Annotated in this window: 19 protein-coding genes; 9 read left to right on the forward strand and 10 right to left on the reverse strand. The window is 45.2% G+C overall.

Translation table 11 applies throughout. From position 1 onward, the window contains the following. Nucleotides 1–31 precede the first annotated feature (31 nt). From ELS82_RS14365 to ELS82_RS14395, 7 genes are all read right to left on the reverse strand, one after another. Nucleotides 32–1,060 carry a succinylglutamate desuccinylase gene (locus tag ELS82_RS14365; protein ID WP_134836088.1) on the reverse strand — a complete coding sequence of 343 codons (1,029 nt, stop codon included), beginning with the start codon at nt 1,058–1,060 and terminating at the stop codon, nt 32–34. A 199-nt stretch (nt 1,061–1,259) separates the two neighbouring features. Then, nucleotides 1,260–3,050: a M3 family oligoendopeptidase gene (locus ELS82_RS14370; RefSeq protein WP_134836089.1), complete on the reverse strand. Its 1,791-nt coding sequence runs from the start codon at nt 3,048–3,050 to the stop codon at nt 1,260–1,262. A gap of 14 nt (nt 3,051–3,064) precedes the next feature. After that, nucleotides 3,065–3,697, reverse strand: a complete 633-nt coding sequence (locus ELS82_RS14375; RefSeq protein WP_134836090.1) for a histidine phosphatase family protein — start codon at nt 3,695–3,697, stop codon at nt 3,065–3,067. Then, nucleotides 3,694–4,233 carry a bifunctional adenosylcobinamide kinase/adenosylcobinamide-phosphate guanylyltransferase gene (gene cobU, locus ELS82_RS14380; protein WP_134836091.1) on the reverse strand — a complete coding sequence of 180 codons (540 nt, stop codon included), beginning with the start codon at nt 4,231–4,233 and terminating at the stop codon, nt 3,694–3,696. Before cobU ends, ELS82_RS14375 begins: the two co-directional genes overlap by 4 nt. Continuing rightward, nucleotides 4,230–5,006: an adenosylcobinamide-GDP ribazoletransferase gene (locus tag ELS82_RS14385; RefSeq protein WP_134836092.1), complete on the reverse strand. Its 777-nt coding sequence runs from the start codon at nt 5,004–5,006 to the stop codon at nt 4,230–4,232. The genes cobU and ELS82_RS14385 overlap by 4 nt, the downstream gene beginning before the upstream one ends. Continuing rightward, nucleotides 5,003–6,037 (reverse strand): nicotinate-nucleotide--dimethylbenzimidazole phosphoribosyltransferase, encoded by a 1,035-nt coding sequence (cobT, locus tag ELS82_RS14390; protein ID WP_244230791.1) that lies wholly within the window; start codon nt 6,035–6,037, stop codon nt 5,003–5,005. Before cobT ends, ELS82_RS14385 begins: the two co-directional genes overlap by 4 nt. A gap of 7 nt (nt 6,038–6,044) precedes the next feature. Beyond that, the gene (locus tag ELS82_RS14395; protein WP_134836094.1) at nt 6,045–6,656 is read right to left on the reverse strand and encodes a flavin reductase family protein; all 612 of its coding nucleotides are present in this window, start codon (nt 6,654–6,656) and stop codon (nt 6,045–6,047) included. 536 nt (nt 6,657–7,192) lie between these two features. On the opposite strand from ELS82_RS14395, the gene ELS82_RS14400 reads away from it, so the two are divergent. From ELS82_RS14400 to cdd, 6 genes are all read left to right on the forward strand, one after another. Then, the gene (locus ELS82_RS14400) at nt 7,193–7,873 is read left to right on the forward strand and encodes a Rossmann-fold NAD(P)-binding domain-containing protein (protein ID WP_134836095.1); all 681 of its coding nucleotides are present in this window, start codon (nt 7,193–7,195) and stop codon (nt 7,871–7,873) included. A 189-nt stretch (nt 7,874–8,062) separates the two neighbouring features. After that, a complete protein-coding gene (locus tag ELS82_RS14405) occupies nt 8,063–9,436 on the forward strand; it encodes an L-cystine transporter (RefSeq protein ID WP_134836096.1) in 1,374 nt (457 codons plus the stop codon). Between the two features lie 144 nt (nt 9,437–9,580). Beyond that, nucleotides 9,581–11,005 (forward strand): exodeoxyribonuclease I, encoded by a 1,425-nt coding sequence (sbcB, locus tag ELS82_RS14410; protein WP_134836097.1) that lies wholly within the window; start codon nt 9,581–9,583, stop codon nt 11,003–11,005. 141 nt (nt 11,006–11,146) lie between these two features. Further along, nucleotides 11,147–11,512 carry a CidA/LrgA family protein gene (locus ELS82_RS14415; protein ID WP_134836098.1) on the forward strand — a complete coding sequence of 122 codons (366 nt, stop codon included), beginning with the start codon at nt 11,147–11,149 and terminating at the stop codon, nt 11,510–11,512. Next, nucleotides 11,512–12,189, forward strand: coding sequence for a CidB/LrgB family autolysis modulator (locus tag ELS82_RS14420; RefSeq protein WP_134836099.1), 678 nt, complete (start codon nt 11,512–11,514; stop codon nt 12,187–12,189). The genes ELS82_RS14415 and ELS82_RS14420 overlap by 1 nt, the downstream gene beginning before the upstream one ends. A 243-nt stretch (nt 12,190–12,432) precedes the next feature. Continuing rightward, complete coding sequence (gene cdd / locus ELS82_RS14425) at nt 12,433–13,320, forward strand: cytidine deaminase (protein WP_134836100.1); 888 nt, start codon at nt 12,433–12,435, stop codon at nt 13,318–13,320. A gap of 49 nt (nt 13,321–13,369) precedes the next feature. Here cdd and ELS82_RS14430 read toward each other — a convergent pair whose 3' ends face one another. Further along, the gene (locus ELS82_RS14430; RefSeq protein WP_134836101.1) at nt 13,370–14,575 is read right to left on the reverse strand and encodes a cyclic di-GMP phosphodiesterase; all 1,206 of its coding nucleotides are present in this window, start codon (nt 14,573–14,575) and stop codon (nt 13,370–13,372) included. 294 nt (nt 14,576–14,869) lie between these two features. Between ELS82_RS14430 and purT the strand changes: the two genes are divergently transcribed. Further along, nucleotides 14,870–16,045 (forward strand): formate-dependent phosphoribosylglycinamide formyltransferase, encoded by a 1,176-nt coding sequence (purT, locus tag ELS82_RS14435; protein WP_134836102.1) that lies wholly within the window; start codon nt 14,870–14,872, stop codon nt 16,043–16,045. A gap of 66 nt (nt 16,046–16,111) precedes the next feature. Here purT and ELS82_RS14440 read toward each other — a convergent pair whose 3' ends face one another. Continuing rightward, nucleotides 16,112–16,759: a thiopurine S-methyltransferase gene (locus ELS82_RS14440; protein WP_134836103.1), complete on the reverse strand. Its 648-nt coding sequence runs from the start codon at nt 16,757–16,759 to the stop codon at nt 16,112–16,114. Between the two features lie 340 nt (nt 16,760–17,099). Here ELS82_RS14440 and ELS82_RS14445 point away from each other — a divergent pair, with 340 nt between their 5' ends. Both ELS82_RS14445 and ELS82_RS14450 read left to right on the forward strand, forming a co-directional pair. Beyond that, entirely contained in the window at nt 17,100–17,873 is a 774-nt protein-coding gene (locus ELS82_RS14445; RefSeq protein WP_134836104.1) for a nucleotidyltransferase family protein, read from the forward strand. 102 nt (nt 17,874–17,975) lie between these two features. After that, nucleotides 17,976–18,956 (forward strand): DUF3187 family protein, encoded by a 981-nt coding sequence (locus ELS82_RS14450; RefSeq protein WP_134836105.1) that lies wholly within the window; start codon nt 17,976–17,978, stop codon nt 18,954–18,956. Here ELS82_RS14450 and ELS82_RS14455 read toward each other — a convergent pair. After that, nucleotides 18,949–19,692: a sporulation protein gene (locus tag ELS82_RS14455; protein ID WP_134836106.1), complete on the reverse strand. Its 744-nt coding sequence runs from the start codon at nt 19,690–19,692 to the stop codon at nt 18,949–18,951. The genes ELS82_RS14450 and ELS82_RS14455 overlap by 8 nt on opposite strands. Between the last annotated feature and the right edge of the window lie 136 nt (nt 19,693–19,828).

Below are 19,828 nucleotides of genomic sequence, written 5' to 3' on the forward strand. Positions count from 1 at the left end.
TAATCACTATATTCAACTTGAATGATTGTTATCAATCGTAAACAAGCTGGCCTTCGTCATAGCGAGTTTTCACCGGGCAAACCATCAAAGCGGCACGCTGACCGATAGCAACATGACGATTAGGGAAAACAATTGCTTCCCCTTCATTTTTAGCCATCAGTGGTTTATCGCCATCATGTCCGAAAACTTCACCATGTTTAAAGGCGGTAAAGTTTGCTACTCCGTCATCAAACAAAAAGTCAAAGTCATCATGCAGACGTACAATAGTACGACTGACTCGATACATGACCGGTTTACGTGGCAAATGCTCTGGTTCACTGTCTGAAATCAAATCACGTAGCGACAGATCAAACGCCACTAACTTATCCAATTCATTTTGACCAATTTTAGCCACTCGGCCAAGCTCAACAGTCAGTGCCTGCGCACCAAAGTTCTCGGCGCTATACCAACTAAACGTGCTGGATGGCGCATTCGAAAACATCACCGCTTCTAAATGGGCACTAGAGACAAATTCCATTAACGCCTGACTACGCACTGGATGTCTCACCTTCGGGCTGACGACAAATGAGTAATGCTTTGAATCGCGAATCGCACAATGAAGATCAAGGTGCCAACGCTGTTCTTGCTGAGTATTTTCAAAGAAATCAGTGACAATTTGTTTTAGGTTATTCGCAATGTCGAGTTCTTTCGAAGGCTCATACTCTTTGTCGTCAAACAAACGATTTAAGTTCATTTCAATGAAGCGCGTATGGGCGTTAGTTGCCTCTGGGTGCGCATTAATGAACAGAAGTCGCTCGGTAACGGTTTGAAAACCTGTTTGGATATCTGTGATGATCTTATCGACGATCTCCATTGGCGCTGTTTCATCACCATGGATACCGCAAGAGACAATGATGTGCTTGCTCTCTGATGAGAGGTTTGGAGGAATCACCTCCAACACACCACGTTGATGTAATTTGAATACTGTTCCACCAGCCACAGTCATTTCATTGGCAGGCATTTCTTGTTCTAAGTCTAAGCTGTCAAAAAGAAAAGATTGGCGAAAGAGATTTTTCGTCATGCGCTACTCCTTTATTGCACAGCGGGTATGTTAAAGAATTGTTCATCTAAATTATGTAGGGGCGATCCCACTTATGGACACAAATTTTGTGCTTCATCGTAATTTATTAAATTGCCACCACCTTCTCGGCTGGTAGCGTCGCTGTACAAATTAGCCGAGCAATTGCCCGGCTAATGATAATACCATGATTTAGAACCTGTTATTTTTGATCTAGCAACAACTCAAACTCATCAATCTTGGCTTTTACTCGATCAATACTTTGCTGCCAAAAATCCGCATTCGATAAATCCATACCCAAATGTTTTGCGACGACCTCTTCAGCCATCATTGAGCCTGTATCGCGTAACAGATTCACATAATCGGTATAGAAAGACTCCCCTTTACTCTCACGTTGAGCGTAAACGCCAATGCTAAATAAATAGCCAAACAGATACGGGTAGTTGTAAAAGCTCACCTCTGAAATCGAGAAGTGCAATTTGCTAGCCCAGAAGTATGGATCGGGCTCTGACATGGAATCCCCGTACCACTCACTCCATGTTTCGCTCATCAGGTTACAAAGTTCGGGACCTGATAGCTCACCGTTACTGCGCTGCTCATAGAATCGTTTTTCAAATTCAAAACGCACAGGAATATTAATCATCAATGCATAGCAACTTGAGAGTTCTTCCCATAACATTTCTAGCTTTTCTTCACGGCTAGACACTTGTTCTAGCAGATAGTCACGCACAATGTTTTCAGCAAAGATCGACGCCGTTTCGGCCAACGTCATCGGGTAACGTGTCTGACAAAGTGGCATGTCACGCATCACCCAGTTGTGGAACGCATGACCAATCTCATGAGCCAGCGTTAACAAGTCTGAACGACTGCCACCCCATGTCATAAATACAAGTGGCGTTCTTGTTGCAGCAAACTTAGTACAATAAGCCCCTAAACGGCGATTTTCAGTTGGCTCAGCATCAATCCAGCCATTTTCAACCATGCGGGTAACAAAGCTCGCCATTTCTGGTTCCACTTGCTCAAACGCGGCGTAGATGATCTCAATCGCTTCATCGAATGAGTACACTTTTGGCTCAGCGTCGGTCAAACTTGGCATTCCGGCTAGATGATTCCAAGGACGCATTTGTGGCAAACCATGAACGCAAGCCATCAATTGACCCGCTTTCTGCCCAACCGCCCTATTCGCTTTCGCAGTCTCCATCATCGCATTTAATGTAGAAGCTTGAATTCGACTGTCATGAAGGCTTGGGTCTAAGAAACTTACATCAGCGACTTTTGAACGCTTTTGATATTCCGTTAAGCGCCAACCTCCAAGTGCATTGAGGATTGCAGCGAACGACTCTTGATTGTCTTTCATCGACTCTTGGATACCACGCCAAGCTGGCTCTTGCGCTTCAAAATCCGTCCCATAGAGGGTACTCGCCGCTTGAGAGAAGCCTACTTTGGTTCCTTGGCCATCTTGCAAGGTGACTTGTAGCGACCCCGTGATGTTATCGTATAATCGACCCCAGGCATCTCGACCATCCACTTGCATTGCGGTCAGGAGTTGCTCTTCTGCAACCGATAGCTTGGTCTCGGCAATCTTTCGTGTACATTCAATTTGGAATGCTTGGCCATTTACATCACCACTTTCATGGTTAAGCACATCAGTAATAAAGCTCTCTGGTGCGACCGTGAGTGCATTTTCATAAGGCGTAAACGCCTGAGAAAGTTCAGAGTTTAATTTAGCAATACGACCAATTAGCGCTTTGGCTTGAGTATTGGTTGCATCAATCGAAGCGTTACATTGAGCAAAAGTATTTACCGTCGCCAGCAGTTTTCCTGCTGCTTCACTGGTTTGAATGGCATTTTGCATAACACTGACGGCGCTGCAGTTATCGACATGAAGCACCAATACCTCAATGCACTGCTTAATGAGCTCAATGTCTTGTTCTATCTTTGGGTCTTCAAGGTGTTGATAAGCAATTGATAAATTCCAACTCGGTGCTGTCATCTTGTGTCCTTACCTTAAATTAATGGTTTACCAATCATACAAACTCGTAGGTAGTTTTTATCGGCTTGAGTGAGTTGTATGTGGGTCAGTGTTTGGTGACCGATTTGTAGGGTTGAGTAGAGCGATGGATTAGCACAATCGAGCTGCAATACATTCGCTAAAATCATTCGAATCGTGCCACCATGACATACGATCAATGTATCTTGGTCAAGCGTTTGGATAAAACTTTCCCAAGCCTTTGAGATTCGATTGTAGAACTGTTCTAAAGGTTCCGCATTGGGCAGCACATTGTTCGCAGGATCACGCCAAAAAGCATCAAATTTGGCCCAGTCAGACGATGCCTCTTCAAACGGCACACCATCTAAATCGCCAAAATGGGTTTCTTTCCAATTGTCGGTCACGTTGAGAGCAAGCTCTGGGCAATCATCAACTAGCTGCTGAGCCAATACTTGGCATCGCTTTAATGGCGAGCTTTCAATTGCGGTAAAGCCTAAGCCCTCTTTACTCAATGCGTTACAAATCGAGTGCTGTGTAGCCAAAGAGACTTCAATATCAGTATGGCCATAGAGGGCTGGTGCACCTTGCGTTTTACCGTGGCGTAATAGATAGATATTGAACGTCTTCATTTCAGTCATTGGTTGCGTCACGCTTTAGTTCCTTTAAGAATCATAGGCAAACCAGCAGCGACAAACGTCACTTGCTCCGCAACTTTCGCTATTGCTTGATTCATCCAGCCGGCGTTATCGACAAAGAGCCTAGAGACTTCACCCATAGGCACAACGCCTAAGCCAACTTCATTAGAAACCAGAATCACTTGTGCAGAAGTGTTATTAAGAGCTTCAACCAACTCCGTCACTCGCTGTTGAATCTGAGCCTCATCTAGCGTAGTACCTTCATTGTAGATAACGTTATTGAGCCACAGGGTTAAACAGTCAACTAGAACCACATCGTTACTATCAAAGCGAGTTAATAAAGCAGCTAATTTGGTCGGACACTCATGCTCTGTCCAACTATCGCCTCTTGATTGCTGATGGTGAGCTATACGCGCTCGCATCTCTTCGTCAAACGGGATAGCGGTCGCCACGTAATGCTTGGTTGATTGCTTGGCTAGCTCACTCACACAAGTTTCAGCAAAACGTGATTTCCCAGAGCGAGCTCCGCCTAAAATGAGATGTATACTCATGCGCCATTCACCATCCATGCAATCAAGGTTAGGTAGATCAATAGTTCACTGAGTTGTTGCGCCGCACCTAAACAATCTCCGGTAAAGCCACCGATTCGCTCTAGAAGCCAACGCTTGAACAGAAAACGAAACACGATAATCACCGCCACTAAGGTAAAGGCAACAGGCAAGCTCAGAAGCAAACAAGGCACTACACCTGTTGCCAGCAGTACGGTAAGTTCCAGTTTAGACTGCTGCTGAGCAAGAGGTTTGCTTTTACTGGCATCCGCATCACTGACATAAGGCATATCATAGATCAGCGATGCCGCAACGGCGCGCGATAAGGTGTATGCGACAATAATAAACGTCGCTATTTGCTCAAACTTAACCAGTTCAGACAGCAGTACATACTTACCAAGTAGTACCATCACCAACGCGCTCGCCCCATAGGTACCGATGCGACTATCTTTCATAATGGTGAGGCGACGCTCTAGGGTCATGCCGCCACCGATACCATCGGCCATGTCCGTCAAACCATCTTCATGAAACGCGCCAGTCAACATAAGGCTAAACACCATCATGATAATAATCGCGACTGAAGCAGGTAGAACAGACGATGCCAAACCATATACGAGAGCGCACAAGCTACCTAACAGTAACCCCACAAGGGCAAAGTAACGCCCCGCTTGATTCATCCGCTCTTCACTGTAAGGAATTGAAGCGGGAACCGGAATTCGAGAGAAAAAACCAAGCGCTAGCATAAACAGTTGGTACTGGTACTTGAGAGTCATCATTGCTCGACAACCACTCCTGCCTCTTCAAAGCTGGCCATATTGTTGTAGAACTCCGCCGCCGCGCGAAGCAGTGGCATTGCCAATACTGCGCCCGTCCCCTCACCTAAGCGTAGAGACAGGTCCAAAATCGGCTCAGCGTCGAGTTCTTTAAGTAGATACTGATGCCCGGCTTCATGAGATTGATGAGCAAAGATCATGATATCTCGACATTGCGGGTTGATCAGAGCCGCCGCGTACGCTGCTGCTGTGACGATAAAACCATCAACCAGTACTGGCGTGTTGCGCTTAGCTGCGGCAAGGAAGCCACCGACCATTTGCACAATCTCGAAACCGCCGACTTCAGCCAATACCGATAATACGTCCTGGTTACGACAACGAGAGACGCCCAGCGTAACTAGCTCTACTTTTCGTTGCCACTGCTCATCACTGATACCTGTGCCGCGGCCAACACAATCTTTGGCATCACGCTTAGACAAGGCACTTAGGATTGCAGCGGCGCTGCTGGTATTACCGATGCCCATTTCGCCAAACATGACGATAGTACTGCCATCTTCAATCATCTGAGTAACCAACGTCTGACCGAGTTCAATGCCTTGTTTGACTTGCTCAGCCGTCATTGCGGCTTGTTTGGCGAAATTTTCTGTTCTGCTGCCGAGTCGCTGAACGATAAAGTTCGCATAGTCATGCTCGACAGGAAGCAAGATCCCTGTATCAACGACCTTAAGGGCCACATCATTGGTGCGACAGAAACAATTGATCGCCGCGCCGCCCGCTAAGAAGTTTAAAACCATTTGCTGCGTGACAGCACTTGGCGCAATGCTAACACCCTCATCGGCGATACCATGGTCACCCGCGAAGACAATTGCGGTTGGGTTCTTTAACTCAATATTTGTGACAAGGTCACCTTCATTGCCACTTTGAATCATCGCAAGTTGGTGCGCAATCGTTTCTAGCTGGCCTAATGCGCCGACTGGTTTAGTTTTTTGATTGATACGATGCCAAATAGCATCAGAAAAGCGTTGTTCTAACATAGGGAGTTTACTTAGGCCTTGCGACTGAAAAAACGTTGTTGATAGTGGCATACTGGCTACCGCCAAGACGAGACAATGGATTCACTTTCAAAGCGTCCACAACCAGTCGGTCACTTCGTTCACCAATCACTTCAGGCGAAATATAGATTTGTTCAATTTCAGCGAAGATAAGACTTTGCGGAGTTTCACCAATCTCTTTCACTTCAAATAGCTTACAGCCAAACGCGATCGGGCAGTCTTTAACACGAGGCAACTCAAAACCTTCAAACTCGACAAGCTCTAACTCAGACGCATCCACCTCTGACTCACCGTGGTCCAGTGTTGCAGCAGTTTGAGTCACTTCATTGGCCAAGGCTTCATGGGCAATATGGACAACCATTCGCCCCGTTTCAAGAACGTTACGAGTGGTATCTTTCACCTCACCACTTGGCTTTTTACCCACAGAAAACATTAATAGTGGTGGGTTGCTAGAAATAGGCGTAAAGTAAGAAAACGGCGCGAGGTTATAATTGCTTTCCCCAGACTCAGTCAATACCCAAGCGATGGGTCTCGGTATCACGGTTTGAGTCATAAGGTGGTAGATTTGGGTAGGTGCTAGTGTGCTGAGATTGATGTTCATCTCTTATCCTTTTCGCTGAAATCCTTCGCTCCGAGTGTAACTTGAAATCAGGGACTTAACACCCCTTATCACCATATGCCTCCCCTGTTTTCTACTAATTTGACTCCTATTCTGAGTGGAAATATGAAAGTTTTAACAGTTGTAGTCTATCTTATTAATAAGATGAGGAATTATAACGGCATGAACTCTGCATTCTTTTAGCCGTGATATCGCTTATCTCATCTGTAACGTGAAGGAGGCTTTATGTTTGCCAACCAACGATCGAATAAGCAAAAACCGAACAAATCTCCACAACGAAATCAAAAGAAAGTCCCTATGTCTCTAACATAGCTGTAAAAAGACCTCGCTAATCTAGCGAGGTCTTCCGTAATCTCCCATCGCTCTATATCGTTCAAAATCTGTTGTTATTGTTTACTCACTGCCCAGTTAGTGTTGTGCAGTTTGTTTTCGATCACAGTAATTGCGCGGCGTTTGTTGGATGCTTACCGATTAAGCGCGGAGTTTTCCGCAGGACTGAAACGCACTACACGTAACCTATGACAGATAACCTAATTGTGATCACCGCTGGTAGTACAGGACTGGTTGGTAATGAGCTTCTCAAGCAAATGTTGGACGCAGGCCCAATTGAACGCATCTACGCGCTGTCACGTAAAGAGTTACCGTTTTTCCATTCTAAACTAACCACAATCAAACACCCTGAGCTGCGCGTGCTTGATTGGCAGTCCGATGAGCCTCAACCTAAATACGGGTTTATTTGCCTAGGCACCACATTAAAAGAGGCAGGCTCAAAGCAAGCATTAGAGAAGATTGATCATGAACTGGTCTGCCAGGTCGCTCAAGAGATGAAACTTCTTGGCGTGACTCATCTAGCCGTTGTATCGAGTGTCGGTGCGTCCTCGCGATCGTTTTCTCACTACTTGCGCTGTAAAGGACGTATGGAGTTAGCCATCGAAAGAATGCAGTTTGAGCGAGTGGTGTTCGCCAGACCTGGCCCACTTAAAGGGCTTAGAGAGAACCCGCGTAAAGACGAAGTCGTTACCCAAACCATGCTTAAAATCATGCAGCCTTTGATGATTGGTCCGCTCGCCAAGCTGATTCCAATCGACGCCGCTGACGTTGCTCAAGCAATGCAATATCAGTTATTCAGTCACTCAAATAAAAAAATCGAACTTATTGATTCAGTCGATATGAAAAAACTGCTCAAGAAATATCGCTAATCGATTAATATTTATAAACATTTGCTTAAATTCTCTTCAACCTCTCCCTTTAATAACTCAACGTTATATTTAATACCCAAATGTCACTTCATTTGGGTATATCAAATCCATTAATCTCTTACCAAACCACACCCCATAAGGTATAAATTTCACTTATACCTAACAATAAAATCATAAGGACAATCAATTATGTCAGTCATGGCTATCGCTGCTTTAGCGGTATTTGTCGGCATTCTCTTCTTTCTCTACGGACAGCAGAAAAAAGAGAACACACTTTCTCGCTTGGTGCTATTGGGCTTAGTTTTCGGTAGTACGTTTGGCCTTGCACTTCAGCTTATCTTCGGCGAAGGCAACCCAGTTATCGCTCAAACTCTTGAGTGGGTAAATATTGTTGGCCGCGGCTACGTTGGCTTACTGAAAATGATCATCATGCCACTAGTGCTTGTTTCGATGATCGCAGCGGTAGTTAAACTGGAAAAAGGCGGTGCTCTGGGTAAGATCTCGGGCCTCACTATTTCTGTTCTGCTGGCTACTACGGCTATTTCAGCGATTATTGGTATCTTAGTCACGCAAGCATTTGGTCTAAGCGCAGAAGGTCTAACCGAAGGCGCACGCGAAACCGCTCGTATTGCAGCACTAGAAAGCCGTGCAGATCGCGTCAGCGATCTTACTATTCCTCAAATGCTGGTGAGCTTTATCCCAACCAACCCATTTGCTGATCTAACTGGTGCGCGCTCTACATCGATCATCGCAGTGGTAATCTTCGGTGTTCTAACAGGCATTGCTGCTCGTAAGGTAATGGCTGAGAAAGAAGAGCTTGAATCACCAATTCGCACGTTTGTCGAAGCATCGCAATCTATCGTAATGCGTTTAGTTAAGATGATCATGGCACTAACGCCGTATGGTATTGCTGCTCTGATGGCGAAAGTGGTTGCAACGTCGAGTGCATCAGACATTCTTAACTTACTCGGCTTTATCGTTGCCTCTTATGTCGCGATTCTGCTGATGTTCGTTGTGCACGGTATTTTGGTTTCTTTTGTTGGCGTAAGTCCTAAAGAGTACTTCCAAAAAATCTGGCCAGTGCTAACGTTCGCGTTTACCTCTCGCAGTTCTGCGGCAACTATTCCGCTAAACGTTGAAGCGCAGATCAATAAACTGAATGTACCACCAGCGATTGCTAACCTATCGGCTTCATTTGGCGCAACCATAGGTCAAAACGGCTGTGCGGGTATCTACCCTGCCATGCTTGCAGTAATGGTAGCACCAACGGTTGGTATCAACCCGATGGAAATCAACTTCATTCTGTCTCTTGTTGCAATCATCGTGGTGAGCTCATTTGGTATTGCTGGTGTCGGTGGCGGCGCAACGTTCGCTGCTCTTATCGTGCTGCCAGCAATGGGGCTACCTGTTACTATCGCAGCGCTACTGATCTCTATCGAACCATTGATCGATATGGCTCGTACGGCGCTTAACGTATCAGGCGCGATGACAGCAGGCACGATCACTAGCCGCTTAATGAAACAAAAAGCTTCCGATGAACAGCTGGAAACACAGCAAGCGTAAGAGCATTTGGTTCTGATTCAATGGCCGACATCATTTGTCGGCCATTTTTTTATCATTTGAACTGATTTGGCCTTATCTCGTTTGCTATGAGGTTGGCGCAATGGTCTAATACTCAGGTGAATTTCAAACACTTGGTAATAGATAATGCAACAAGAGCATCAACCTACGTTTTTCTTCTTCGACTATGAAACGTGGGGAACTAGTCCTGCTAAAGACCGTCCGTGTCAATTTGCGGGTGTGCGCACTGATATGGACTTCAATATTATTGGTGAGCCTCTTGTCATCTACTGCCAACCTCCGGCGGATTACCTTCCTCACCCTGAAGCTGCCTTGATCACGGGTATCACTCCACAAACCGCTGAAACACAGGGTTTATCAGAGCCTGAGTTTATCGCTAAAATCCATGAACAATTGGCGACACCAAACACCATTAATTTGGGTTACAACAGCATTCGCTTCGACGATGAGGTCACACGTTACACCTGTTACCGCAACTTCATTGACCCGTATGCGTGGAGCTGGCAAAACGGTAACTCACGCTGGGATCTATTAGATGTGATGCGCGCTTGTTACGCACTTCGCCCTGAAGGGGTCGAGTGGCCAGAAAACGATGAAGGCTTTATCAGCTTTAAGCTGGAGAATTTGTCCGTTGCCAACGGCATTGAGCACGAAAATGCTCACGACGCGATGGCCGACGTTATTGCCACGATTGAAATGGCGAAAAAAGTTAAAGCTGCGCAGCCTAAGCTGTTCGATTACTTCTTAAGTATGCGTCATAAACGTAAGCTCAATGAGCTGGTCGACATCGTCAATATGACGCCGCTGATGCATGTTTCTGGCATGCTGGGTAAAGAGTGTAACTACACCAGTTGGGTTGTGCCGGTAGCTTGGCACCCAACCAACCAAAATGCGGTGATTTGCGTCGACCTAGCGAAAGACCCGCAAGCGCTGCTTGATCTAGACGTTGAGCAGTTGAACGAACGCCTTTACACCAAACACTCTGAGCTGGGCCCCGACGAGCTACCAGTGCCGGTTAAGCTGATTCACCTTAACAAGTGCCCTATTCTTGCACCTGCTAAAACCTTAACGGCTGAGAACGCCGAAAAGATTGGTATTGACCGCGAGCAATGCCTGAAGAACCTTGCCTTGCTGCGTCAGCACCCTGAAGTACGCGAAAAGCTGATTGGCCTTTATAGCGCAGAACGTGAATATGAAAAGAGCTCAGATGTCGATACCATGCTTTACGATGGCTTCTTCTCTCCTGCAGATAAGACAGCGATGGATATTATTCGCGAAACCGACCCGAATAACCTCGCGGCGCTGGATATTACCTTTAACGATCAACGCATTGAACCATTGCTTTTCCGCTATCGCGCGAGAAACTTCCCTTGGACTTTAGATGAGTCAGAGCAACAACGCTGGGCAAATCACTGTCGCGACTACTTCGAAAGTCGTATTGAAAACTACATGCTTAATTTGGAAAACTTAGTTCATGAGCATGAGAGTGATCAAAAGAAGATGGCTATTTTAAAATCCATCTACCAATACGTACAAAAGCGAGTATCCTAGAAACAAAATAGAACAATACTGACCAAGTCCTGCCCCTACAAGAATGCCTAATCACCCAATCTAATAAAAACTAGGGATTAGGCTCTGAAATCATTAGAGCTTTCATCCGACTGAAAGCTCACAGTTGGACATCACTAGATTATGGCGAAAACCTTGCTTCAATATGTCGTCTCCATCGGCTTGATATTTCTCTGCCTGTTGGCCGGCATTAACATTCAACACCTTCTCGATATTTCGATCCCTGGCAGCATCATTGGCATGTTGATCCTGTTTGGCCTGATGGCGAGTGGCTTGGTCCCTTCAAATTGGGTTAAGCCAGGTGCAACATTATTCATTCGCTACATGGTGTTGTTGTTTGTCCCTATCAGTGTCGGACTGATGCAGCATTTTGATATGTTAATTGATAACGCTCTGCCAATTTTAGCCAGCGCAGTTGGCGGTACCTTAATTGTTTTAGTCCTGCTCGGCTTAATGCTGGATCGCATGCTTAAAGGAGGACAAAAATAATGTGGTTAATGGTTACAATATTGGTCTTCTTTGCTGCGCGTTGGCTTTGTCAGAAGTTTAATAGCCCATTTATGAATCCGCTGTTAGTCAGCATTGCAGTCATTATCCCGATCCTGACTTACTTGAAAGTGCCGTTCGAGACTTACTATGCGGACAACCAATGGATTAACTACCTTCTCCAACCGGCTGTTGTCGCGTTAGCGTTTCCACTCTACGAGCAGTTGCCACAAATCCGCGCCAACTGGCGAATTATCATGCTAGCCTGCGGCGTAGGCAGCGTGATGTCGATGTTCACCGCATCTATGATTGCTGTCTATCTGCAAGCGGATATTTCCTTAATTGCCAGTCTACTCGGTAAATCGGTGACCACCCCAATTGCAATGGAAGTCTCTAGCCACCTTGGCGGAGAGCCCGCAATCGCAGCCATCTTGGTACTGATTGTCGGTCTGTTTGGCGCGATTATGGCTTACCCTATCTATAATCTGCTCAACATTACTCACCCAATTGCCAAAGGGTTAACCATGGGCACAGTGTCTCACGCTCTGGGCACCGCGACTTGTGCCGAGAAAGATCCTCAAGATGCAGCGTTTAGCTCACTTGCGTTGGTGGTTTGCGGCGTCATTACTTCTATTCTCGCGCCTTCATTCTTTACACTCGCTGTCTGGCTGTCTGCCTAACTAAAATGTATCGAGTTGCTTATTGCAGCTCGATACACATCACGAATTGATTCAATGCAATCGTTATCATGTGTGAGCTCACTCTAATTATGCAAGCCAATCAGTCGTTACATTCAAATGCGTGATCTACATCTCTGAAGTATTCTTCGTTTTACCTAAAATGTAATACCAATATCGTGGTTTATAGCCTGCATTCACGCTCTAAACTCAAAGATATCAACTTAGTTATATAAAGGATTCACTATGAGAAGCCGCATTGAACAGGCGTTAGCTGAAGCGCCAAAAAACGTAGCAGATTTCCTATCTCCTATCCTTCTTGCTGACGATTTTGACGCGACGCTTTCTTCCGAGCAATTTGAACAGCTGTTAGCCATTTCTGGCCTTGAAGACGCCGAGCTTCGTGTGACTCTACTTCCATTCGCGGCAGCTTACTCCTATGCTCCACTGTCTAACTTTTACGTTGGTGCGATTGTTCGTGGCCTATCAGGAAAACTTTATTTCGGTGCTAATGTTGAATTTGATGGTGTGCAACTGGGTCAAACCGTGCATGCAGAGCAATCAGCGATCAGCCACGCTTGGATGAAGGGTGAACAAGGCGTTGCCGATATCACTATCAACTTCAGCCCATGCGGTCATTGCCGCCAATTTATGAACGAGCTTTCAACCGCCGATAAATTGCAGATTCAACTTCCTGAACGTGACAGCAAATCATTGCAAGAATACCTACCAGAATCATTTGGCCCTGCAGATCTTGGTATCACGTCGGCATTAATGACTAACATTGATCACGGTAAGCAAAGCCAAGAAGATGACGAAGTGTTACAACTGGCGATTGCCGCTCTAAACCGCAGTCATGCACCATATACTCATAACCTAAGCGGTATCGCGCTGAAAATGGCTAATGGTAAAGTATACCAAGGCGCTTACGCTGAAAATGCAGCCTTCAACCCTAGCCTGCCACCACTTCAAGTTGCCTTAATTCAACTGCTACTGGATCGTCAGAAGTTTGAAGACATTGAATCGGCTGCATTAGTTGAAGTGTCTGAAGGGACAATCAGTCACTTAGCAACGACTCAGTCAACGCTAGAAGCATTGAACCCAGACATTCCAATGACTTACCTAGAACTGTAATAAGAAAAGGCGCTAAACAGCGCCTTTTTTAATGGTGTTTGTTTTTGATTTAAGCTTCATAGAACCGGGTTGCATCCACCTCTAACTGACTTTGCGCGATTGCCTTTTCAATTTTCACTTGTGATGTTTTCAAGTTAACAAACGCGACATCGATAAAGCGGTTATATTTGCGTGAGTAAAAACATTTAATCTCAGGTTTAAGCGGTTCATTCGAATTAGAAGTCCAAACAATACCTACTCGACCATCACTTAGCTCTACGATGGCACCCACAGGATACACACCGATACAATTAATAAACTTATAAACCAATTCTTTATCAAGGTGGTTAGGCGTTAGGCTAAGTAAAATTTTAAATGCTTCTGCTGGACTCATCCCCTGCTTGTAACAGCGGTCTGCCGTCAGCGCATCATAGATATCGACAATACAGCTCATACGCCCATGCAGTGGCAGTTGGTCAGCCGTTAATCCATTTGGATACCCAGTGCCATCAAGCTTTTCATGATGCATTAAGCACACATCTCGACTGACATCGCTCAAGCCCTCTATAGTCACAATAATTTCACTAGCGAACACTTGGTGCAATTTCATGTGTTCAAACTCTTCTGGCGTCAATCTAGCCGGTTTGTGAAGAACCTTGTCATTCACTTTAATCTTGCCAACATCATGAACAATGCCACCAATCGCCATCTGCTTGAGCATGTCTCTCGGCAGTTCAAGGTACTTACCAAACGTCACCAGCAACGTGGCAACATTGACTGAATGCTCAAGTAAATACTCATCTTTGGTACGCAGCGCTGAGACACAATGCAATGCGTCGGAATGTAACAACACAGACTCAATCAAATCATCAGCCATGACATCCAGCTCATCTAACTCGAACGGCTTGCCCTCAAAGGTTTGAGATAAGATTTTTTGCGCTAAACCTTTTGCATCACGAATGATTTTTTGTGCTTTTTGCTGCTGAGAAAAACGGCTGAGCTTTTTCTTTTTGACTGGTTTAACGTCCTCTGCCACCTCTTCTTCAGGCTCCGGGTCAATGGCAGGTTTAAACACGCTGCCTTTTACCGACAATTCTGGGTCAACCCACGCAAACTTAATACCATTGTCGATTAGCTGTTTAATTGCTTGCTGCGAAGAAACGCGCCCAGCATTGGCTAGGTTTACTCGTTTGCTATCTTCAATCGCGGTGACAAACATACCCGTCGTCAACGTATTGATAGGGATTTTTACTGAGTTTTTCGGGTCATACTGCATGAATACTGAAGCCAGTTAAATGTTAAGAGTAATACAATTCACAGAAATTATATGTCTGATCGTTAGGTTTTACTTAATTTGGCCTAATTAGATATAAATCCATCAATACATTAATTAAAACTTGAGAACCAAGTCAGTATTGTCGAATAAATAGCCATGTTTTCATTCATTTAGACTAAGTGATGACATCTGATAGCTAAAATCGTCAAACAGCGCACGCAAACGTTTGCTTTTTCTCTAAGCTTGAGTATTATGCGTCACAGATATTACTCCTCTTAAACGTTAAGGTTATTTATGTTCGGTACTGCGACAGCTAAAAATTCGACACGTGTTCTGCTCTTAGGCTCTGGTGAACTTGGCAAAGAAGTCGCCATCGAGTGCCAACGTCTTGGCCTTGAAGTCATCGCCTGTGACCGCTATGAAAATGCACCAGCCATGCAAGTTGCTCATCGCAGTTACACACTGGATATGCTTGATGGTAAAGCGCTAGAAGAGATCATCGCTAAAGAACAACCTGATTACGTCGTACCTGAGATCGAGGCTATTGCAACCGATACGCTCGTCGAACTTGAAGCTAAAGGGCTAAATGTCGTTCCTACCGCTAATGCCACTAAACTAACAATGAATCGTGAAGGGATTCGTCGCCTTGCAGCAGAAGAGCTGGAGTTGACTACCTCACCTTACCGCTTTGCAGACAACTATCAAGAGTTTGCCGCCGCTGTTGAGGCAGTTGGTATTCCTTGTGTATGCAAACCAGTGATGAGCTCTTCAGGCAAAGGACAAAGCGTTATCAAAACTCCTCAAGACGTTGAAAAAGCTTGGGACTACGCTCAAGAAGGCGGTCGTACTGGTGCGGGGCGTGTGATTGTCGAAGGCTTTATCGACTTTGATTATGAGATCACTCTACTCACTGTACGCGCGGTTGACGGTGTGCACTTCTGCGCGCCAATTGGTCACCGCCAAGAAGATGGAGATTACCGTGAGTCATGGCAGCCACAAGCCATGTCTGACAAAGCGTTGGAAGCAGCTCAAGATGCGGCAGGCAAGGTCGTTAACGCACTAGGTGGATTCGGTATTTTTGGTGTTGAACTGTTTATTAAAGGCAACACTGTTATCTTTAATGAGGTATCTCCTCGCCCTCACGATACAGGCCTTGTCACTCTTATGTCTCAAGACAGCTCTGAGTTTGCCCTTCATGTTCGCGCGTTTACCGGTATGCCAATTGCGGGCATTACTCAATATGGCCCAGCAGCATCTGCGGTAATTTTAGGTCAAGGAACGTCAACCAACATCCAATTTGATGGTTTGGCAGAGGCACTAGCACAACCACAAACACAAGTCCGTCTGTTTGGTAAACCTGATATCGATGGCCGCCGCCGTCTAGGTGTCGCTATCACACGTCGAGACACTATCGAACAAGCTATCGAAGACGCAGTAGCAAGCGCTGCCAAAGTAAAAGTGATCTACTAATTCATTTTATTGTTCGAAAACTAAAAGGCCTGGTTCACTGACCAGGCCTTTTTCGTTGCAATCACTTTAAGATTCGATGAGATACACTTCTTCAGCGAATCGAGATAGCCCTTTCTTGGCGATCTTAGGGTGATCATCACCCGCTTCATCACGATAAAGTTTGGTCACTTTAAACTCAGAATAGAGTGAACGAATCTCTTGCTCCGCAACTGAGAACGGAGGACCTGCCATCTCTGATTGTTGATAGTCCAAGCTGACCAACAATATACGCGCGCCCGGCTTGAGTAGTGATTTGATTTTTTGCACATACTCAGCACGCATCTCTTCTGGCAGCGCCACCAAAGACGCGCGATCGTAAACAATATCGACTGGTTGAATCGGCGCAGTAAAGAAATCGCCGGTATAAATCGACAGTTCATCAAACTGAAATAGCTCATGCTGCCCATTGACTGGCATCACCATTGGGGTGTAGAAATGTTCAGCAAAGAAAGCTCGAACGGCAATATTGCTTAACTCGACGCCTTGCACATCTTCATGCTTTGTCGCTAGCCAAACCAAATCTTCTGACTTACCACATAACGGGACAAAGACTTTATCTTGGTGATTAGGCTTAGTGTGATTCCAATATTGGATCAATAGTGGGTTCACATCTTCCAAGTGAAAACCTATTTGGTTGGCGGCCCATTTACCATGCCAAAACTCGGGATCTCTCATTATCATTCTCATTGACTGACTTTAGTGGGCATAGCCTATCTGAAAGCGCTCACAAGTGGTATCCCCGTTTAACAACAAGATGAAAACTCTATTCAGATTAAGTTCATGTTCGCCGTTTATACTTGCTTACAAGTTAGCAATGAACCTTGATTCAAAGATGAACTCTAAACAATTGCTCGGATTTTTTGAGAGTGACTTCAAAGTTCAGAACAAGAGCAAGGCGGTGCTGCTTGGAATGGTGAATAGCAGCCCCATTTAATAAGTACAGATGAGTAGCGCTAGTGATTGAATCTTTTTTCGACACCTTTTTAGCTAAGCCCTACACATCTAAGGAGAGTGAATGAGCCTATTTTTGCGAACGACGGCCCTGATGCTTCTAATGCTCAGCCGCGCACCTGCATTTGCTGCTATTCCACCCGCACCAGGTAACGAGGAAAACCGTTCAACCAATCAGAACGAGGTTTGCTCGAAAGCATTCAAACATAACCTAAGCGGCCTTTACGGCATTCAATCTATTTCGTCTTCACCAGTACAACCTTATTCTGATTTCGATGTGCTTTACAGCAAAGCGCACCAAGCTCAAGCCGAGCTAGAAACCCTATGTAAAAGCACCGCACTATTAACATCAACAGACGCATATTTTGCGGGTGTTAAGTCATCTCAACGTGCAAAAGAGAAAATCGCCTACGAGCTAGATGGTCAAACGGAGCGTATTACTGACCTAGCGCGAGCAACTATCGTAGCGGATGATATTGAAGGCTTGATGTCTGCTTATGAGGTGCTAAACCGTGAAACTACCATCGTTAAAGTCAAAAACCGCTTCAAGAAACCCGCGGCTTCCGGTTATCGCGATCTTAACCTTTTAGTGCAATTGCCTAAAACCAATCTGGTTGCTGAAGTTCAGCTTCATTTAAAAGCAATTGCTGATGTGAAAAGCGGCCCAGAGCATGCAATTTACGAAAGGATTCAAAAAATCGAACGTACTGCTGCTATTGAATCACGTGATTTCAACGAGATTGAACAAGCGCAAATCCGCAACATGCGTCGTGAATCTAAAGAGCTGTATCAAAACGCTTGGCAGCCCTACATTACGACACACCTAAGCGCAGCTTAAACTCATTACGGCCTAGTCTTACTAGGCCGTAATTTTTCGCAATACCCAAACTTTTAAACTAGCTTTTGATAGAAGGCTTAATAATAAAGTTGGGAGGCGGTTATGCGAGTATACGCTGGTTTGTTCACTGCGTTTGCTAGCCTCCTAATGCCTGCCAAAGCCTTATCTGACGACGGCTTTGGCCCAGTGCAAACCTATACTCAGTCACCTTTTCATACCAATAATCTCTCCCCTCAACTTCGCTCTGGCTTCTCGATGCCAAACTCGAACTATGAGGTTTATACCGCTGGTGTTATCTCAAGTATTTGGGCTGTGACGGATAAATATGAGCTCGATTACTATCAAAACCAAATCGCGCTCGGGACCAAGTGGCAGTTAAGTTCAAACTGGCAATTGGATCTTCATTATCGTTGGAACTACGCTGGCAATAATCATCTTGATAGCCCAACAAAAAAGTTTCACGAGTTTTTTGGTTTAGAACAGAATGGCCGAGATAATGTCGAAAATCATCGCTTTGTGATTCATATGCCTGAATACGGCATTCAGCTAGAGGGATTTAGAGGGGAGACGTTAAGCCATGCTCTGACTGGTTATCTTCAGTATCAACTTTATACGCTACCCCACCACGGGGCATCGCTTGGACTGTCACTCTATTACAATGATACTTCACATGGCATCTTCAGCTCATCAGATTTTGAGCAAGCACTGCAGGTTAACTATGGCTATGTTCGCGACGCCCATTCATTAGACGCGACTGCCGCTATTACTTTTCGCAGCACGCCCACCGTGTTTGAACAAATGCCCTATCGCGATCGTACTTGGATGGTTGGTGCAAGTTACCGCTATCAGCTTTACGATAGGCACACGCTCATCGCACAGCTAGTGGTATTACAAGGTGTCACAGATGATGATGGAGAGTTCTCCGAGCCTTCAACCGAGTTTACTTACGGCTATCGTTATACTCTCAAAAATACCGCAGTGGAACTCACTGCGGTAGAGAATATGTTTAATGCTGACAACAGTACCGATATCGCTTTCGGTATCGCTTTCCGCTATCGTTTTGGCGCCGATGAGGCTAGATAGACAAGATGCGGTTTACCACCGAGTGAATTTCACTGTCAGAGGCATCTTTTGCGAGCGAAAATGAGACGTATTGGTCACCTCTCATGCTAAATGAGCGATCCACTTCCGCTAAGCAGTGCACCAGATTGCCATCAAGTATAAATGAGACTTCAATTTCTTTGCGGTTGATAAAGCCATTGCTACGAAATTCAATTTCTTGGTAACAGCCAGACTTAGAAGAGAAGTTACCACCTCGTAAGTGCCCTTTCTCGACATCCGCTTTAACCATGGCAAAACCCGCTTGTCCGATAGCAGAAAGTACCTTGGAGACTACTGGCAACGGTTTTACTTCAACAAAGTCACGATCTTTAGGATCGATGGCAAAATCAATATCAAGGGTCGTTTCTACCCAAACATGACACAGATTCTTGAGAACATTTAACGCTGTGATAGGCGTTTCATCATTCAATCTGAATTCAAAAGGCACTTGTTTGGTTTCGTTTGGCTGGATAACAAAAGGTTGAACGGCTTGAAGCTTACCAATAATGAAGTCTTGGTAACTGGTGCTTTCATCGCTTTCCACTTTTACTTCAGTACAAAGCTTTAGGTTAATCGCATCAATTTGCTGCTCAACGTCTCCACCTTTGATATGAACCGTGCCTGTTAGTGTCTCACCTTGAAAGACAGACATACTGTCTAAAACCGTATCAACTTTCGCAGCGCCAATTCCTAAAGAAGCCTTTAACTTTCCAAACATAAACTGTCCTTATGATTTATTGTGTTTAATGATTTATCTTGATGGCGTCATTTATGCAAGCGCTTTCGAGTCGTATGCCGAAAAAACGTGCACACTAAAAAGATTTAGTTGTCCCTGAGAGCTCATCACTTGCATT

The sequence above is a fragment of the Vibrio ouci genome, from assembly GCF_004551525.1.
Lineage (GTDB): Bacteria > Pseudomonadota > Gammaproteobacteria > Enterobacterales > Vibrionaceae > Vibrio > Vibrio ouci.

Coding starts and splice junctions, on each gene's coding strand:
- ELS82_RS14395 (WP_134836094.1), bottom strand. CDS start 6,656: ATGAACATCAATCTCAGCACACTAGCACCTACCCAAATCTACCACCTT.
- ELS82_RS14450 (WP_134836105.1), top strand. CDS start 17,976: ATGCGAGTATACGCTGGTTTGTTCACTGCGTTTGCTAGCCTCCTAATG.
- cobU (WP_134836091.1), bottom strand. CDS start 4,233: ATGAGTATACATCTCATTTTAGGCGGAGCTCGCTCTGGGAAATCACGT.
- ELS82_RS14440 (WP_134836103.1), bottom strand. CDS start 16,759: ATGAGAGATCCCGAGTTTTGGCATGGTAAATGGGCCGCCAACCAAATA.
- ELS82_RS14445 (WP_134836104.1), top strand. CDS start 17,100: ATGAGCCTATTTTTGCGAACGACGGCCCTGATGCTTCTAATGCTCAGC.
- ELS82_RS14430 (WP_134836101.1), bottom strand. CDS start 14,575: ATGCAGTATGACCCGAAAAACTCAGTAAAAATCCCTATCAATACGTTG.
- ELS82_RS14420 (WP_134836099.1), top strand. CDS start 11,512: ATGTGGTTAATGGTTACAATATTGGTCTTCTTTGCTGCGCGTTGGCTT.
- ELS82_RS14455 (WP_134836106.1), bottom strand. CDS start 19,692: ATGTTTGGAAAGTTAAAGGCTTCTTTAGGAATTGGCGCTGCGAAAGTT.
- ELS82_RS14385 (WP_134836092.1), bottom strand. CDS start 5,006: ATGATGACTCTCAAGTACCAGTACCAACTGTTTATGCTAGCGCTTGGT.
- ELS82_RS14365 (WP_134836088.1), bottom strand. CDS start 1,060: ATGACGAAAAATCTCTTTCGCCAATCTTTTCTTTTTGACAGCTTAGAC.
- ELS82_RS14405 (WP_134836096.1), top strand. CDS start 8,063: ATGTCAGTCATGGCTATCGCTGCTTTAGCGGTATTTGTCGGCATTCTC.
- cobT (WP_244230791.1), bottom strand. CDS start 6,037: ATGTTAGAACAACGCTTTTCTGATGCTATTTGGCATCGTATCAATCAA.
- ELS82_RS14370 (WP_134836089.1), bottom strand. CDS start 3,050: ATGACAGCACCGAGTTGGAATTTATCAATTGCTTATCAACACCTTGAA.
- ELS82_RS14415 (WP_134836098.1), top strand. CDS start 11,147: ATGGCGAAAACCTTGCTTCAATATGTCGTCTCCATCGGCTTGATATTT.
- cdd (WP_134836100.1), top strand. CDS start 12,433: ATGAGAAGCCGCATTGAACAGGCGTTAGCTGAAGCGCCAAAAAACGTA.
- sbcB (WP_134836097.1), top strand. CDS start 9,581: ATGCAACAAGAGCATCAACCTACGTTTTTCTTCTTCGACTATGAAACG.
- ELS82_RS14400 (WP_134836095.1), top strand. CDS start 7,193: ATGACAGATAACCTAATTGTGATCACCGCTGGTAGTACAGGACTGGTT.
- purT (WP_134836102.1), top strand. CDS start 14,870: ATGTTCGGTACTGCGACAGCTAAAAATTCGACACGTGTTCTGCTCTTA.